The sequence below is a fragment of the Rugamonas brunnea genome, from assembly GCF_014042345.1.
Classification (GTDB): Bacteria; Pseudomonadota; Gammaproteobacteria; order Burkholderiales; family Burkholderiaceae_D; genus Rugamonas; species Rugamonas brunnea.
Genome location: NZ_JACEZT010000011.1, coordinates 179,355 through 194,944, shown reverse-complemented (window position 1 = coordinate 194,944; position 15,590 = coordinate 179,355). Strand labels below are relative to the sequence as shown.

10 protein-coding genes are annotated in these 15,590 nt (G+C 67.9%); 8 read left to right on the top strand and 2 right to left on the bottom strand.

The genetic code is table 11. The features are described 5' to 3' along the window. The first annotated feature begins 7 nt into the window (after positions 1-7). From H3H37_RS17415 to fabG, 5 genes are all read left to right on the top strand, one after another. A complete protein-coding gene (locus tag H3H37_RS17415) occupies positions 8-1,060 on the top strand; it encodes an OmpA family protein (protein WP_182164780.1) in 1,053 nt (350 codons plus the stop codon). A gap of 67 nt (positions 1,061-1,127) precedes the next feature. Next, positions 1,128-1,700, top strand: coding sequence for a glycine zipper 2TM domain-containing protein (locus tag H3H37_RS17410; protein WP_182164779.1), 573 nt, complete (start codon positions 1,128-1,130; stop codon positions 1,698-1,700). 135 nt (positions 1,701-1,835) lie between these two features. Then, positions 1,836-2,969 carry a CaiB/BaiF CoA transferase family protein gene (locus tag H3H37_RS17405; protein ID WP_182164777.1) on the top strand — a complete coding sequence of 378 codons (1,134 nt, stop codon included), beginning with the start codon at positions 1,836-1,838 and terminating at the stop codon, positions 2,967-2,969. Between the two features lie 305 nt (positions 2,970-3,274). After that, positions 3,275-4,456, top strand: coding sequence for an acetyl-CoA C-acyltransferase family protein (locus tag H3H37_RS17400; RefSeq protein WP_182164775.1), 1,182 nt, complete (start codon positions 3,275-3,277; stop codon positions 4,454-4,456). Between the two features lie 161 nt (positions 4,457-4,617). Beyond that, positions 4,618-5,361, top strand: coding sequence for a 3-oxoacyl-ACP reductase FabG (gene fabG / locus H3H37_RS17395; RefSeq protein WP_182164773.1), 744 nt, complete (start codon positions 4,618-4,620; stop codon positions 5,359-5,361). A 28-nt stretch (positions 5,362-5,389) separates the two neighbouring features. Here fabG and H3H37_RS17390 read toward each other — a convergent pair whose 3' ends face one another. Together H3H37_RS17390 and H3H37_RS17385 are read right to left on the bottom strand one after the other, a co-directional pair. Next, positions 5,390-6,091: a hypothetical protein gene (locus H3H37_RS17390; RefSeq protein ID WP_182164771.1), complete on the bottom strand. Its 702-nt coding sequence runs from the start codon at positions 6,089-6,091 to the stop codon at positions 5,390-5,392. Positions 6,092-6,109: 18 nt separating this feature from the next. Then, on the bottom strand, positions 6,110-8,473 hold the full coding sequence (locus H3H37_RS17385) for a bifunctional serine/threonine-protein kinase/formylglycine-generating enzyme family protein (protein WP_182164769.1): 2,364 nt from the start codon (positions 8,471-8,473) through the stop codon (positions 6,110-6,112). Between the two features lie 278 nt (positions 8,474-8,751). On the opposite strand from H3H37_RS17385, the gene tagH reads away from it, so the two are divergent. From tagH to tssM, 3 genes are read left to right on the top strand one after another with little or no spacing between them, the layout of a single operon-like run. Next, positions 8,752-10,563, top strand: a complete 1,812-nt coding sequence (gene tagH, locus H3H37_RS17380; RefSeq protein WP_182164767.1) for a type VI secretion system-associated FHA domain protein TagH — start codon at positions 8,752-8,754, stop codon at positions 10,561-10,563. Positions 10,564-10,615: 52 nt separating this feature from the next. Continuing rightward, positions 10,616-11,962, top strand: coding sequence for a type IVB secretion system protein IcmH/DotU (gene icmH / locus H3H37_RS17375; protein ID WP_311197533.1), 1,347 nt, complete (start codon positions 10,616-10,618; stop codon positions 11,960-11,962). Between the two features lie 45 nt (positions 11,963-12,007). Further along, positions 12,008-15,538, top strand: a complete 3,531-nt coding sequence (gene tssM / locus H3H37_RS17370) for a type VI secretion system membrane subunit TssM (protein WP_182164763.1) — start codon at positions 12,008-12,010, stop codon at positions 15,536-15,538. The last annotated feature ends 52 nt before the right edge of the window (positions 15,539-15,590 follow it).

Genomic DNA, 15,590 nt, shown 5'->3' with positions numbered 1-15,590 from the left:
AAACCACATGTTGAAATCCAAGAAAATCGCGCTGGCGGCACTCGCCCTGTGCGCCTCCTTCTCCGCCCTTGCCGCCGACGAGGCGATCAATCCGTCCTGGTACGTCCAGCCCAGCGTCAGCGCCTTCAAGCCTGACGGCGACTTCGGCGTGGACAAGCATGGCTTCGGCGCCGGCCTCAAGTTCGGCAAGGCCGTGAGCGACAACTGGGACGTGCAGATGGGCACCACCTACGCCCGTTCCCGCGACAACGGCGAGCGCTACCAGCAAAACACCTTCGGCGTGGATGGCCTGTACCTGTTCTCCCGTTCCGCCTTCCGCCCCTTCGTGCTGGTGGGCGCCGGCATGGAGCATGACAAGGCCAACCTGAACACGCTGGGCCAGTTGTCGAAGAACTCGCCGTTCCTGAGCGCCGGCCTCGGTTTCCAGGCCTCGCTGAACGACCAGTGGGCTATGCAGGCCGACCTGCGCGACGTGCACGGCTTCATCCGCGGCAACGAGTTCGCCACCAGCAAGTCGAACAACTACTACCTGACCGTGGGCCTGAACTACGCGTTCAGCAAGCCAGCCACGCGCCCTGTCCCTGTGGCGCCCGTGGTGGCCCCGCAGCCGGTGGCCGAAGTGGCGCCGCCGCCACCCGCACCGGTGGCACCGCCGCCACCACCACCCGCCCGCTTTGAAAAAGTGACGATGTCGGCCACCGAACTGTTCGACTTCGGCAGCGACAAGCTGCACGCCGGCCAGCCCAAACTGGACGACATGGCCAAGTTCCTCAACGAGAACGCCAGCGTGGAACACGTGGTGGTGACCGGCTACGCCGACCGCCTGGGCAGCAGCAAATCCAACCACGCGCTGTCGCTGCGCCGCGCCGAAGCCGTCAAGGCTTACCTGGTGGGCAAGGGCGTTGCCGCCAGCCGCATCAACACGGCCGGCAAGGGCGAGGAGCAGCCAGTCGTCAAGTGCGACAACAAGAAGCAAAAGCGCGCTGAGCTGATCAAGTGCCTGGAGCCGAACCGCCGCGTCGAGATCGAACAGATCACCGTGGAACGCCGCGTCAACTAAGAAGTCCAACGGCCCGCGCCCAGCGATGGCGCGGGCCGCAACCACCCGAACCAATCAGGAGCAACACATGAACAAGCACACCATCTTGCTGGCCGCCATGCTGGCCACTGGTTTCATCTCCTCGCACGCTTCGGCGGCCGGCCAGGGCGCCCAGGACGCCGCCGCCCGCTACGACAGCGACAAGAAACTGTGCGCCGATGAGCGCGAAGCGTCGCTGCGCATGCAGTGCCTGCGCGACGCCAAGGCCACCTATACCAAGGCCATGGAAAGCGCCAAATCCAGCACGCAAGGCAACGGCCATGCTGTGTGCGCGACCTGCGGCAAGGTCACCTCGGTCCATGTGACGGAGCAGGCCGGCCAGGGCGGCGCGCTGGGCGTGGTCGCCGGCGGCGTGGCCGGTGCGCTGCTGGGCCACCAGGTGGGCGGCGGCACGGGCCGCGACCTGGCCACCGTGGCCGGCGCGGCTGGCGGCGCCTACGCGGGCAACCAGGTCGAGAAGAAAATGACCGCCAAAAAAGTGTGGACCGTGGCGGTGCAGTACGAGAACGGCCACCAGGCCAAGTTCACCTTCGACAAGGACCCTGGCATGGTCGCCGGCGACAAGGTCAAGAACGCCGGCCACAGCATCGTGCGTTACTGACCGGCAGGAGTGGGCCGGGCCGCGCGGCCTGGCCCGTTTGCCCGGCTATTCGTCCGATGCGACGATGTGCGTGTCCACGCGTGCGGTTACACTGCTGGTATCAGCCAATAACCACACCAACAGGGGACACATCGCATGGGCATACTGTCGGGCATACGTATCATCGAAATCGCGGGCATCGGGCCGGCGCCATTCTGCGGCATGCTGCTGGCTGACATGGGCGCGGACGTGATCCTGGTCGAACGGGCGGCCGGCAAATCCGGCGATCCGCTCGATATGGGCGACAAGAACATCACCAACCGTGGCAAGCGCTCGCTGGCGCTCGACCTGAAAGACCCGCAAGCCATCGCCACGCTGCTCAAGCTGATCGACGGGGCCGATGCGCTGATCGAAGGCATGCGCCCCGGCGTGATGGAGCGCCTGGGGCTGGGCCCCGACACCTGCCTGGCCCGCAATCCCAAACTGATCTACGGCCGCATGACCGGCTGGGGCCAGGACGGCCCGCTGGCCAAGGCGGCCGGCCACGACATCAATTACATCGGCCTGTCCGGCGCCCTGTGGTACAGCGGTGCGCCCGAGCAGCCGCCGCTGGCGCCGCCCACGCTGGTGGGCGACATTGGCGGTGGCGCGCTGTACCTGGCCATGGGCGTGCTGGCCGGCGTGCTCGGGGTGCGCAACGGCGGCGCCGGGCAGGTGGTGGACGCGGCCATCGTCGACGGCAGTGCCAACATGATGAATCTGCTGCTGTCGCTGCACGCGGCCGGCATGATGCCGACGCGGCGCGGCGAAGGCCTGCTCGATGGCCCGCACTGGTACGGCAGCTACGTCTGCCAGGATGGCCTGAGTGTGACCATCGGCGCGCTGGAGCCGCAGTTCTACGCGCTGCTGCTGGAAAAACTGGGCCTGGCCGGCGACCCCGAATTCGCCCGTCCCTACGACAAGCGTTGCTGGCCGTCGCTGCGCCTGAAGCTGACGGCGCTGTTCCTGTCCCAGCCGCGCCAGCACTGGACCGATCTGTTGGAGGGCAGCGATGCCTGCTATGCGCCGGTGTTGTCGCCGGTGGAAGCGCAGGCCCATCCCCACATGGCGGCCCGCGCCATCTACAGCGAACGCGATGGCGTGCTGCAGGCGGCGCCCGCGCCGCGCTTCTCGGCCGCTGCGCATACGCCGGGCGCCGTGCCGCGTCGCGGCGCGCATGGCGCGGAGATCCTGCGCGAAGCCGGTTGCAGCGAGGCGCAGATCGCCGGCCTGCTGGCGCCGCGCGACTGACGGGCCACGCAGTGCAGCATCAGTGCCCACGGGGCTAGTCAACTTGTCATGAAAAGCGAAGTGCGCGTCATGAAATGGATGGCGATGCGGCAGGGCAGGGGCGCTATCATGGAGGGAACTTTTCGCAACACCTTACAGGGGAATTACAACGAGCGGCCCGGAACAGGGGCCGCGAAATTGACATCGGGCCGCGAAAGCCCCAGACTTCCTGTCGGAAATGACGCACTGCGGCATAATATGCCGGATCCGGCGCCTGCGCGCCGGCGTGCACCAGCCCTTCGATTACCCGCTTTTAAGGAATTATCATGACTAAAGACGTAGTTGTACTGAGCGCCGCCCGTTCCCCCATTGGCGCCTTCGGTGGTTCGCTGTCGGAGATGGAGCCGGCCGAACTGGCGGGTATCGTGATGAAGGAAACCATCGCCCGCTCCGGCGTCGAGGCCTCGGCCATCGGCAACGCCGTGGTTGGCACCTGCATTCCGACCGATAGCCGCTACGGCTACGTGTCGCGTGTCGCGTCCGTGCAGGCCGGCATGCCGATGGATTCCATCGCCATGCAGGTGAGCCGTCTGTGCTCGTCCGGTCTGCAAGCGATCGTGACGGCCGCGCAGGGCGTGATGCTGGGCGACTTCGAATACGGTATCGGCGGCGGCGTGGAAGTGATGTCGCGCGGCGGCTACATGCTGCCGGCGCTGCGCTCGGGCGCGCGCATGGGCGACACCAAGGCCATCGACCTGATGACCTCGATCCTGACCGACCCGTTCGGCGTGGGCCACATGGGCATCACGGCTGAGAACCTGGCCGTCAAATTCGGCATCACCCGTGAACAGCAGGACGCGTTCGCACTGGAGTCGCAGCGCCGCGCCGCCCTGGCCCAGGCCGAAGGCCGCTTCAAGTCGCAGATCGTGCCTATCGTGCGCCAGACCCGCAAGGGCGAAGTGGTGTTCGACGCCGACGAGCACCTGAAGCCAGCCACCACGCTGGAATCGCTGGCCAAGATGAAGCCCGCCTTCAAGAAGGATGGCACGGTCACGGCCGGTAACGCCTCGGGCATCAACGACGGCGCCGCCTTCATGGTGCTGGCCGACGCCGCCCTGGCAGCCCAGCGCGGCCAGACCCCGATCGCCCGCATCGTCAGCTACGCCGTCGCCGGCGTGCCGAACGACGTGATGGGCGAAGGCCCGATCCCTGCCAGCCGCAAGGCCCTGGCCAAGGCCGGCCTGAAGATGGACCAGATGGACGTGATCGAATCGAACGAAGCGTTCGCGGCCCAGGCGCTGGCAGTGACCAAGGTGCTGGAACTGGACCCGGCCAAGACCAACCCGAACGGCGGCGCGATCGCGCTGGGCCACCCGGTGGGTTGCTCGGGTGCCTTCATCGCCACCAAGGCGATCTACGAACTGCAACGCACCAACGGCCGTTACGCCCTGGTGACGATGTGCATCGGCGGCGGCCAGGGCATCGCCGTGGTGTTCGAACGCTGCTAATCGTCGGCCGTTAAGACCGCACCGGCGCCGCGCCGGATGTCCGCCCCAGGCGGCATCCCGCGCGGCGTCTTTTTTTTCCGTGGCTCGAGCGGTCGGCTATACTGCCCCGCAGGCCCGGCGAACCACCCGGGCGACGTTCAACCAATTGAAGGAACTGCAGCATGAATTTGACTGACAAGGTAATCATCGTCACCGGCGGCGCCCAGGGCATCGGCCTGGCCATCGCCGAGCGCTGCGCCGTCGCTGGCGCCAGCGTGGCCATCTGGGACCTGCGCGCCGACGCCATCGAGGCGGCCGTGGACCAGGTGCGCGCCAAGGCGCCAGGCGTGGAAGTAGCTGGTTACGCGGTGGATGTGTCGGACCTGGCCAGCGTGCAAGCGGCCGCCAAGGCCACGCGCGAGCACTTTGGCCGCGTCAATGGCCTGGTCAACAACGCCGGCGTGGTGGCCGACGCCCAGCTGACCAAGATGAGTGAGGCCCAGTGGGACCGCGTGATCGACATCAACCTCAAGGGCGTGTTCAACTGCGCCAGCGCCAACGTGGACGCGCTGCTGGCCACGGCCGGCGCCATGGTCAATATCTCGTCCATCGTGGGCTTGTCGGGCAACTTCGGCCAGACCAACTACGCGGCCGCCAAGGCCGGCGTGCTGGCCATGACCAAGACCTGGACCCGTGAACTGGGCCGCAAGGGCGTGCGCTGCAACGCCGTGTGCCCCGGCTTCGTCAACACCCACATCGTCAAGGATATCCCGGCGCCCGTGGTCGAGGAGATGCTCAACATGATCCCGCAGCGCCGCATGGGCCAGCCCAGCGAGATCGCGTCGGCCGTCGTGTTCCTGCTGTCGGACGAGGCCAGCTACATCAACGGCGCCACGCTGGAAGTGGCGGGCGGCCTGACGCTGTAAGGCTTGGCGTCCGCCCCGGCCCGTCAGGTTAATCGGACTGGCGGGTCGGCAGCGGCGAGGCGGAAATACGCTGCACCGTCATCACCAGGTCGGAATAGCTGCTGCGGTAGTTGCGGTTTTTTGCTTCCACCGACTTGGTGTCCACCAGCGAGACATCCTTGCGGTGCACATAGCCCAGTCGCGGCGCCATGTAGAACTGCACCGTGCGCGGTACGGAGCGCACCACGTTCTGGGTCTTGCCTTCGCAGGTGCTGGCGACGCATTCGAGCGTCTCCACGTAATCGATCACCACGTCCACGTTCACGTTGTAGGTGCCCACGCTCAGGTGCACCGGGCTGCCGGGCAGTTGCGTCAGCATCAGCCGCAGCTTGCCGTTCTTGGACGACTTGAGCTCGAACACGCCCAGCGCGTTCGGCCTTTCCTTGAATCCGGCCTGGATTTCCGAGAGCTTGAAGATCTGGAACAGGTTCTTCTGGTACGACATCAGGCGCCGCGTCTCGTCCTCCACCTCCTGCTTCTGCACGGATTGCCGGGCCTTGCTTTCTTCCTCTTCCTCCGTGACCGGCTGTTGCGCGGGCGCGGGCGCCGGCGCTGGCGTGGCGACCGGCGGACGGCGCGGCACATCGGCCGGATTACGGGGCGGCAGACGGGTCACCTGGGGTTCCTGCGTGGCGCAACCGGCCATGAACAGGGCCAGACTGATGCTTGTTGCTCGATACAGGACGTTCATGTAGGCCATTCTCCTTCGTCAATAAGCGTTGGCGGGTGGCGCGGAGGCGGTGGCCGGCTTGGCCGCCGCGGGCGTGCTCCGGGTCCCCGATCTGCCACCGTGCCTTGGCGCTGAAGCAGCGTCGCTGGCGGCTGTGGCGCCTGCGGTGACGGCCCCCGGCGCGTTGGCCGACGACGCCGACGATGCGCCGGTGGCGGGCGCGGACACGCTGGCCGGGGCTGCGGCCGAAGCGGAGGCGCCGGCAGCGGCTGCCGGTGCAGGCGGTGGCGGCGGCGTGCGGCCGATGCGGAAGCCGACGCGTGGATCGGTGCTGGCGCGGTCGCCGAAGGTGCGGGCCACCGGGCGCACATCGCCGGCCGTGGAGTCGAAGGCGCCGCCTTTCTGCACGCGTTTCTTGCAGGCCGCCGTAGCCTGGGCCGGCGTCATTTTCGGATCATCGGCGTGGTTGGGATGCCAGCAGTCGTCCACCCATTCATACACGTTGCCCACCATGTCGTACAGCCCGGCGTACGCCTTGAAGCTGCCGACCGGCGCCGGGCGATGGAAGTCCATGTGGCTGCCGCACTGGCCGCAATGGGCGTTGTCCTGGCCCGCGCGGTCGCCCCATGGGAAGGTGGTGCTGGCGCCGGCCCGTGCCGCGTATTCCCACTCGGCTTCCGTGGGCAGGCGGTAGCTGCCGCCCGTTTTCTTGGACAGCCAGTCGGCGTAGCCCTTGGCCGCATCCCAGCTGATGCCGGTCACGGGCAGCTTGTCGAGGTCAGGCCCGGACATGCCTTGCGGTGCGGGGCAGGCGCGGTCCTTCACGCACAACTGCCACTGCGCGTAGCTGACTTCCTGTGCCGACAGCTCGAAGGCGGCGATGGGCGCGGGCTTGCCGCCTAGTTCTTCGGGCAACGCACCCGGTTCGCCAGCTTGGGAGCCAATGCGGTAGGTGCCTGCCGGGACGGCGACCATGGTGGGGCAGCCAGGTGTCCCGTCGGCCAGTTTCAATGGACAAGGCGGCGGCGGTGGCGGCGCGGGCGGGGCCTCGGCAACAGGCGCTGCCGCTTCGGCGGAAGCAGAGGCCGACGCGGCTGGCTCCGCAGGCGTGGGTTCGGGCGCGGGCGCGGGCGCGACCACGGGAGGCGGCGCCACGGCCACCACGGGCGCGGGTTTGGCGCCGGGAGGAGGGGGCAGGTAGGGAATGTCGAACGGCAGGGCGTTGTTCCACCACAGCCAGCCGCCACCACCACCGGCGCCCAGCAGGGTGAGGCCAAATAAACTGAGCAGCACGGTCTTCATGCGGCTCTTGCGCGGCGGCGTGGCCGGGGTTTCCTCTTTGGCCGGCTGTCCCGTGGCGCGCGACTGGGTAGGACCGCCGGTGCGGCCCGCGCCGCCCTGGGTGGTGCCACCTGGCTGCGTCGCCGCGCCGGCTTGTCCGCCGGCGGTCCGTGGCGCCGTCGCCCGCTGCGGTTGCTCGATGCCCAGCAGCGCGCGGAACTCGGCCACGTTCTGCGGCCGCTGTTCCGGCCGCACGCCCAGGCCCGCGTCGACGGCGCGCAGGAATTCCTGGCTGTAGCGGTCGGCGGCGGTTTCGCTCAGCGGCACCAGCGAATCGGAGACCAGGCGGGTGAGGGCCGCTGGCGGCACCTTGTCGGTGATGATGAAGTAGACCACCGAGGCCAGCGCGTAGAAATCCGTCCACGGTCCCTGCGACATATTGGTCATGTCGCCATACTGTTCGATGGGCGCGTAGCCGGGCTTGAGGATCACGGTCAGCGCCTGCGTCATGTCGCCGATCACGCGCCGCGCGGCGCCGAAGTCGAGCAGCAGCGGGCGGTCGTTCTCCAGCATCAGGATGTTGTCGGGCGCGATATCGCGGTGGTAGCACTGCTTGGCGTGCAGCACTTCGAGCGCGTCGAGGATGTGGGCCAGGAAGTTGCGCAGCCAATCCTCCTGCGCCAGCATCTGGTGGTCTTCCTTGAGCAGCTGCTTGAGCGTGGGGGCCTGGTAGAACGGCATGGCCATGTAGCCGGTGCCATTGGCCTCCCAGAAGCGGTAGACCTTGACCAGGCAGGGATGGTCGAACTGGGCCAGCAGTTGCGCCTCGTTGACGAAGCTGTGCAGGCCGACCTGGAACGTCTCCGCGTAATGCTCGGACAGCATGGTGACCTGGGTGCCGCCCACGCGGCCGGCGAAAGCGGCCGGCATGTATTCTTTCAGCGCGACGTCGCGTCCCAGCGAATGGTCCTTGGCGTGATAGACGATGCCAAAGCCGCCCTGGCCGACCACGCACGTGATCTCGAACTCGCCCAGCTTGGTCCCGGGCTGCAGCGCATTGGGAAAGGCGGCGCCCGGCGCCAGGACCGTGTGGTCATTGTCACTGTTAGGTGGTGGGTTCATGATGACACTTGCCGTTAAAGGTGAATTCATCTTCAACGACCGGGCCAGCCTGACTGCACCCGGACGTACTCAAAACCGGCGCTACCAGTACCAATTGCTTGCAGACGTGAGCATGGTGTTCAAATGCTCACATGGTCTGTCAGACACGAGTATAAACGAAGACTTGCCCGCCTAAACGAGTTGTGCGCATAATTGCTGCGAATATAAGAAAAGCAATGGAGCAGGCCGGCTCCCCGCCCGGAACCGGCTTACCATCCTCTAGCCACACGGACCGATCGATGCCCATTACATTGACCGTGCAAACCCATCGTGCCGCGCCCCCGGCGGAACCGTTGTCGGCCGTCTTCGACCGGCTGGGCGGCACCATTGGACGTTCTCCCGGCAATGGCCTGGTGCTCGACGACCCGGGCAAGTACATCTCCCGCAACCACGCCAAGATCGAATTCCAGGACGGCGGCTACTGCCTGCTCGACATCGGCGCCAATCCCAGCATGGTCAATGGCCGGCCCGTGGGTAACGGCCGCCAGGCGCCCCTCAACGACGGTGATACCGTGGTGATCGGGCCTTACCTGCTGGCGGTGGTGGTCACGCCGGAACCGGGAATGGCCGGGCGCGGCGCCGCCGGCGGCGCGACCATGTATGGCGCGGCGGCGCCGTCCGGTCAGCCGGTGCTCGATGCATTGGCCGCCTCCAGCCTGCTCGACTGCGCCGTGGCGCCGGGCGCCGATCCGTTGAACGTGGACTGGCTGGCGCCGCAGGATGCGGTGACGCGGCAAGTGACGGTGGCCCGGCCCGTGACCAGGGTGGAGGTGCGGCCGCAGTCGCCGGCCGCCGCCAGCCCTGTGGCGCCCGCCCAACAGCTGTACCCGCAGCCTTCGCCCGTCACGCAAGCGCCGGCCCCGTCGTTCGCCATTCCCGACGATTACGATCCGCTGGCGGACCTGCTGCGGCCCGCCGCGCCGGCGCCGCCATCTGCGCCCCTGTCGGCGCCGCAAGCTGCGCCACTGTCGGCGCAGCCATCTGTGCAGGCATCCATGCCGTCTGCACTGCCGCCAGATGCGGCGCCAACAGCCGGCGCCGCGGCCGCTGATGTGCTCGGACTACCTGCCGGGTTACCGGCTGCCGCCGCGTCACTGCCGCAAGCAGATGTGGCGATTGCGCCTGTCGTCGGCGATGAGCTAATGCCCGCTGAACCGGCTGCACCCGCTGCCCTGAACGTCGCGCCGCCTGTAGCGCGCGCGGCGGAACCGCCGCCTGTCGCGCCGTTGCCGACCGCCGTCCAGGCGTCGCCGCACCCGGTCGGCTCCGCGCACGCGCAGGTGACGCCAGTACCAGTGGCGGTGCAAGCGCCGGTGTCGGCGCCCGAACCCATGGCCGCGCCGGCGCCCGTGCCACATTCTGCGGCCGTGCCGCCGCAGGTCCAGCAACCCATGGCTCCGCCGGCGCCGGTATCACAGCCCGCAGCCACGGCCGCCGCGCCGCAAAGCGCCGCCGATGCCGTGCTGCTCGACGCGCTGCTGCGCGGACTGGGCATGACGGGCATGAAAGTCGAGCGGCCGCCCGCCGAATTCGTTGAACTGGTGGGCGCCATGCTGCGCGCGGCCACGGCCGGCACCATGGGGGTGCTGCTGGCGCGCACGCTGACCAAGCGTGAAAGCCGCATGGCCGTCACCATGATCGCCAGCCAGGCCAACAATCCGCTCAAGTTCTTCCCCGATCCCACCAGCGCGCTGTTCCAGATGCTGGGCAAGCCGGGCAAGGGCTATATGCCGCCGGTGGCCGCCTTCGACGGCGCGTTCGACGACATGAAGGCGCACGAAATGGCGCTGCTGGCCGGTATGCGCGGCGCACTGGAAGGCATGCAGGCCCATTTCGACCCTGCCGAGATCGAGCGCACCATGGCGCTGCCGTCCGTGATGGACAAGATGCTGCAGGCGAACCGCAAGGCCAAGCTGTGGGACCGCCATGTGGAGTCCTACCGCCAGTTGGTGCAGGACGCCGACGAGGAATACCAGCGCCGCTTCAGCGAACAGTTCGCGCGCGCTTATGAGGAGCAGATCGCGCGCATGCGCAAGAATCGGACGCCTTAGGACATCAACGAGTACGTACTGCCGTCATCCGCCTACCGGAGGTTATGTCATTGTGAGTACCAACGATCCGCAGCAGCCGTCGCCTGACGACGAGCGTACCATCCTGATTCCCAGTCCCGGCGGCAAGCGCGGTGCCGCCGCGCCCGCACCGCAAGCGCCGGCCCCCCAGGCTGCGGCGCCATCGCCCGCGCCCGCCGACAATGGTGGCGCTCCTGCCATCCCCCGGATTGGCGGCCACGGCCTCAATCCACTGGTGGCGGCGGCCAGTCCCTTGCTGGACCTGGTGCTGCCACTGCGTCACATGGCCGCCTATCCGCAAGTGGAGCATCTGCGCCAGCAGCTGGTGGCCGGCATCAAGAGCTTCGAGCAAACCGCCAAGGCCGCGCAGGTGCCCACCGATGCGATCGCGGTGGCCCGCTATTCGCTGTGCACTTTTCTCGATGAGACCATTTCAGCCACGCCATGGGGTAGTGGCGGCGTATGGTCCAGCCGCAGCCTGCTGGTGACGTTCCATAACGAAGCCTCGGGCGGCGAAAAATTCTTCCTCGTCCTGCAGAAGCTGTGCCAGGACCCCGGCACCCATATCGATGTGCTGGAACTGATGTACCTGTGCCTGTCGCTGGGGCTGGAAGGACGCTACCGTGTGCTCGATGGCGGCCGGGGCCAGCTCGACATCCTGCGCGAACGGCTGCTGGAACTGATCAGCAGGCAGCGCGGCGTCGTGGAACCGGCATTGTCGCTGCACTGGCAGGGCGCTGGCGGCAAGGGCGAGGCCTTGTGGCGCATGCTGCCCGTGTGGGTGGTGGCGGCCATCGCGCTGTCCGTGCTGGTGCTGCTGCACATGGCGCTTAGCTTCAGCCTGAGCCGCGCCTCCACACCGGTACATACGCGGCTGCATGGCATCGCCGTCGCGGCCTGGCCGGCATCGGCCGCCGCCGCGCCGCTGCCGGCGCCGGCCGCCCCGGCCAGGGTGGCCAAATTCCTCGCGCCGGAAATCGAACAGGGACTGGTGAGCGTGAGCGAGCTGCCGGACCGTTCCATCATCACCCTGATGGGCAACGGCGTGTTCGCACCCGGCAGCGCCGAGGTGACGGCAAGCTTCGTGCCGTTGCTGCAGAAGATTGGCGATGCGCTGCGTCCCGTCGACGGCAAGGTCAAGGTGGTGGGCCATACCGACAATACCACCGGCTTCTCGACCCGCTATCCGTCGAACTGGGATTTGTCCAAAGGCCGCGCCGCCACGGTGGCGCGCATGCTGGGCGAACGCGCCGGCCCGCCCGAGCGCTACAGCGTGGAGGGACGGGGCGACACGGAACCGGTCGCGCCGAACGACAGCGCCGCAAATCGCGCCCGTAACCGGCGCGTGGTGATCATGCTGCTCGCGCCGCCGTCGGCCTGATGGCCTGACGCTTCCCGCAACCGAATACTGGACGAATACAACAATATGAAGCGACTCTTTTCCTGGTTGTTGCGGCCCGCGCCGCTGTCGTTTATCGGCGTGCTGCTGCTGTCGCTGGTGATCTGGTTCGAAGGCCCGCTGCTGGCCTTCAATGGCAAGGAGCCGTTCGCCTCGACCGGCGTGCGCTGGTTCTGGATCATTTTGCTGTTCGTGATCTGGGCCGGCTACTTCCTCACCAAGTGGATACTGGCCCGCATCGCCAACGCCAAACTGGCGGCCGGCGTGGCAGGCGCGCAGCAGGCGCCGAGCCCCGAAGCGCTGGAATCGCAGGCCGAGGTCGCGCTGCTGGGCAAGCGCCTGCAGGAGGCGATGGAACTGCTGCGCAAGAGCAGTGGCCGGCGTGGCGGCCAATACCTGTACCAGCTGCCGTGGTATATGTTCGTCGGCGCGCCCGGCGCGGGCAAGACCACGGCGCTGGTGCAATCGGGCCTGAACTTCCCGCTGGCGGACGCGCTGGGCAAGAACGCCATTGGTGGCGTGGGCGGCACCCGCAATTGCGACTGGTGGTTCACGGACGAAGCGGTGCTGCTCGATACGGCCGGCCGCTACACGACCCAGGACAGCCACGAGGAAGTCGATCAGGCCGCGTGGCGCGGCTTCCTGCAATTGCTGCGCAAGCACCGGCGGCGCCGGCCCATCAACGGCGTGATCCTGGCCGTCAGCGTGGCGGACCTGCTGCAACAGGGCGAGGCGGCCCGCAAGCAGCAGGCGCTGGCCATCCGCGCCCGCATCCAGGATCTGCACGAACAGCTGGGCATGCGCTTCCCCATCTACGTGATGGTGACCAAGTGCGACCTGCTGGCCGGCTTCACCGAATTCTTTGGCGAGATGGGCAAGGAAGACCGGGGCCAGGTGTGGGGCATGAGTTTCCCGCTGGTGGAGCCGGAGCAGGTGATGGCGTCGCTGAACGCCTTCCCGGCCGAGTTCCAGTCGCTGGAGCGTCAATTGCAGGCGCGCCTGCTGCAACGCATGCAGGGTGAGCGCGACATCCAGCGCCGCGCCCTGTTGTACGGTTTCCCGCAGCAGTTCGCCGGCCTTGGCGACGTGCTGCAAACGTTCCTGACCGACGTGTTCCAGTCCACCCGTTACGAGACGGCGGCCTTGCTGCGCGGCGTGTACTTCACCAGCGGCACCCAGGAAGGCCACCCGATCGACCGCGTGATGGGCGCCATGGCGGCCGCCTACGGCCTGGAGCGGCAAGTCCTGCCGGCCAACGCCGCCAGTGGCCGCAGCTACTTCCTCACCCGGTTGCTGCGCGAGGTGATCTTCGCGGAGGCGGAAGTGGCGGGCGTCAACCGTCAGTTCGAACGCCAGCGCCGCCGCCTGCAATGGGGCGCCACGATCGCCATCGGCCTGGTGCTGGTGCTGGGCACGGCCGGGATGGTCACCAGCTACGCCCGCAACAGCCGCCTGGTGAGCCAGGTGGACCACAAGGTGCCCGAGATCGCCAAACTGGCGCAAGCCGTCACGCCCGATACCAGCGCCGCGCAGATCCTGCCGCTGCTGGACGCCGTGCGCGACCTGCCGGCCGGGTACGCGGCCCAGGGCCAGGACGTGCCATTCCTGATGACCCTGGGCCTGTACCAGGGCGACAAGCTGGGCGCCGGCGCCCAGTCGCTGTACCTGCGCACGCTGCGCGCCACGCTGCTGCCGCGCATGGTGTACCGCATGGAGCAGCAGCTGCGGCGCGGCAGCGCCAACAACCTCGATTACCTGTACGAAGTGCTGCGCCTGTACCTGATGCTGGGTGACACCCGTCATTACGACGCCGCCTCCATCGCCGGCTGGGCGGAACTGGACTGGCTGCGCAACATGAGTGACGCCAGCCCGGCCCAGCGCGAGGCGTTGATGGGCCACGTGGCCGCGCTGCTGAAAGCCTACCCCAGCTTCGAACTGCCGCAACAGCTGGATGCGCAACTGGTGGCCGACACCCGCCTGGCGCTGGCCCGCATGCCGTTGGAGCAGCGCATGTACAACGGGCTGAAACGCGCGCTGGCCCGTGCCCAGCTGCCCGAATTCAGCGCCACGGCGGCCGGCGGGCGCGATGCGCCGCAAGTGCTGGTGCGCCGCAGCGGCGAAGCGCTCACGCGCGGCGTGCCGGGCATGTTCTCGGTGGCCGGCTACGCCAAGTTCCTGGAGCTGAGCGGACAGGCGATGGATGATGTGAGCCGCGACAACTGGGTGCTGGACCGCCAGGAAGCCGTCACGGGCAAGGCCGGCAATGAACAGATCCGGGCTGCGCTGCTGCAGCTCTACTACAACGACTACATCGCGGAATGGGACCGCTACCTGGCCGACCTGAGCATTGTGCCGTTCGCCACGCTGGACCAGGGTGCGCGCGTGACGGGCATCCTGTCGGGCCTCGATTCGCCACTGCGCAAGGTGCTGGTGGCGGCCGCGCGGGAAACGACGCTGGCCGCCAGCGCCGCCAAGAAGCCCGAATCGTCCGTGCTCGCCTCGCTCAAGGACAAGAGCGACAGCTACAAGAAGAAACTGGAAGGGGTGCTGGGCATGGGTGATGGCGACGGCGCGCCGGCCGCCGCCGCCCAGCAGATCCCGGTTGACGTCCATTTCGACGACCTGCACCGCATGGTGGCAGGTTCGCCCGCGCCGCTGGACGGTCTGCTGGCCATGCTGCGCGACGTGGCCACCTATTTCGACGCCGCCGCCGCCGCCAAGCGCGCAGGCCAGCCGCCGCCGCCGGGCGACGCGCTGGCCAAGTTGAAGCGGGAAGGGGACGGCAAGGCCGCGCCGCTGGGCCAGATGCTCAAGAATATTGACAGCGGCGGCGCCGGCCTGACCATGGGCAGCGAGCGCGAACGCCTGAACGCCTTGTGGACGGCCAGCGCCGCCCAGTTCTGCCGTCAGGCCATCGCCGGCCGCTACCCGCTGGTGCGCAGCGCCGCGCAGGAAGTGACGCAGGACGACTTCGGCAAGTTCTTCGCACCCGGCGGACTGGTGGACCAGTTCTTCCAGCAAAACCTGCTGCCCTACGTGGACATGGGCGGGCGCCAGTGGCGCTGGCGCCCGAACGGCGACAAGGTCACGCTGGGTATTCCGCAGGATGTGCTGGATTCGTTCCAGCGTGCGGCGCTGGTGCGCGATGCCTGGTTCGGCAATGGCGGCAAGCAGCCGTCGATGCGCTTCGACCTCAAGCTGCTCAGCGCCGACCCTGCGCTGAGCCAGGTGATGCTGGATATCGACGGCCAGCCCGTGCCGTTTGGCCCGCCGGCCACGGTGCGCGCGGCGTCGTTGCAGGTCCCCAGCGGCAAGGGCTCGGGCCAGGTACGGCTGGAGGCCACGCCTGCCGGCCGCACGCTGCGCACGGAAGGCGCGTGGGCCTGGCTGCGCATGATAGACCAGGGCACGCTGGAACCGACGCCGCAGGGCGAGCGTTTCAAGCTCACCTACGATCTCGACGGCCACAAGATCAGTTACAGCCTGACCGCCAGCAGCGTGATCAACCCGTTTCGGCGCGAGGCGCTGGAGGGCTACCGTTGCCTGGACCGCCTGTGATGGCAATCCTGGCGTGAAAAACGTTTCAACAGCACCGTGGCCGGGCACGACG

Bases quoted from the DNA above. Each gene is read 5' to 3' on its own strand.
- H3H37_RS17405 (WP_182164777.1), top strand. From the start codon at position 1,836: ATGGGCATACTGTCGGGCATACGTATCATCGAAATCGCGGGCATCGGG.
- H3H37_RS17385 (WP_182164769.1), bottom strand. From the start codon at position 8,473: ATGAACCCACCACCTAACAGTGACAATGACCACACGGTCCTGGCGCCG.
- tagH (WP_182164767.1), top strand. From the start codon at position 8,752: ATGCCCATTACATTGACCGTGCAAACCCATCGTGCCGCGCCCCCGGCG.
- fabG (WP_182164773.1), top strand. From the start codon at position 4,618: ATGAATTTGACTGACAAGGTAATCATCGTCACCGGCGGCGCCCAGGGC.
- H3H37_RS17400 (WP_182164775.1), top strand. From the start codon at position 3,275: ATGACTAAAGACGTAGTTGTACTGAGCGCCGCCCGTTCCCCCATTGGC.
- H3H37_RS17410 (WP_182164779.1), top strand. From the start codon at position 1,128: ATGAACAAGCACACCATCTTGCTGGCCGCCATGCTGGCCACTGGTTTC.
- tssM (WP_182164763.1), top strand. From the start codon at position 12,008: ATGAAGCGACTCTTTTCCTGGTTGTTGCGGCCCGCGCCGCTGTCGTTT.
- H3H37_RS17390 (WP_182164771.1), bottom strand. From the start codon at position 6,091: ATGAACGTCCTGTATCGAGCAACAAGCATCAGTCTGGCCCTGTTCATG.
- H3H37_RS17415 (WP_182164780.1), top strand. From the start codon at position 8: ATGTTGAAATCCAAGAAAATCGCGCTGGCGGCACTCGCCCTGTGCGCC.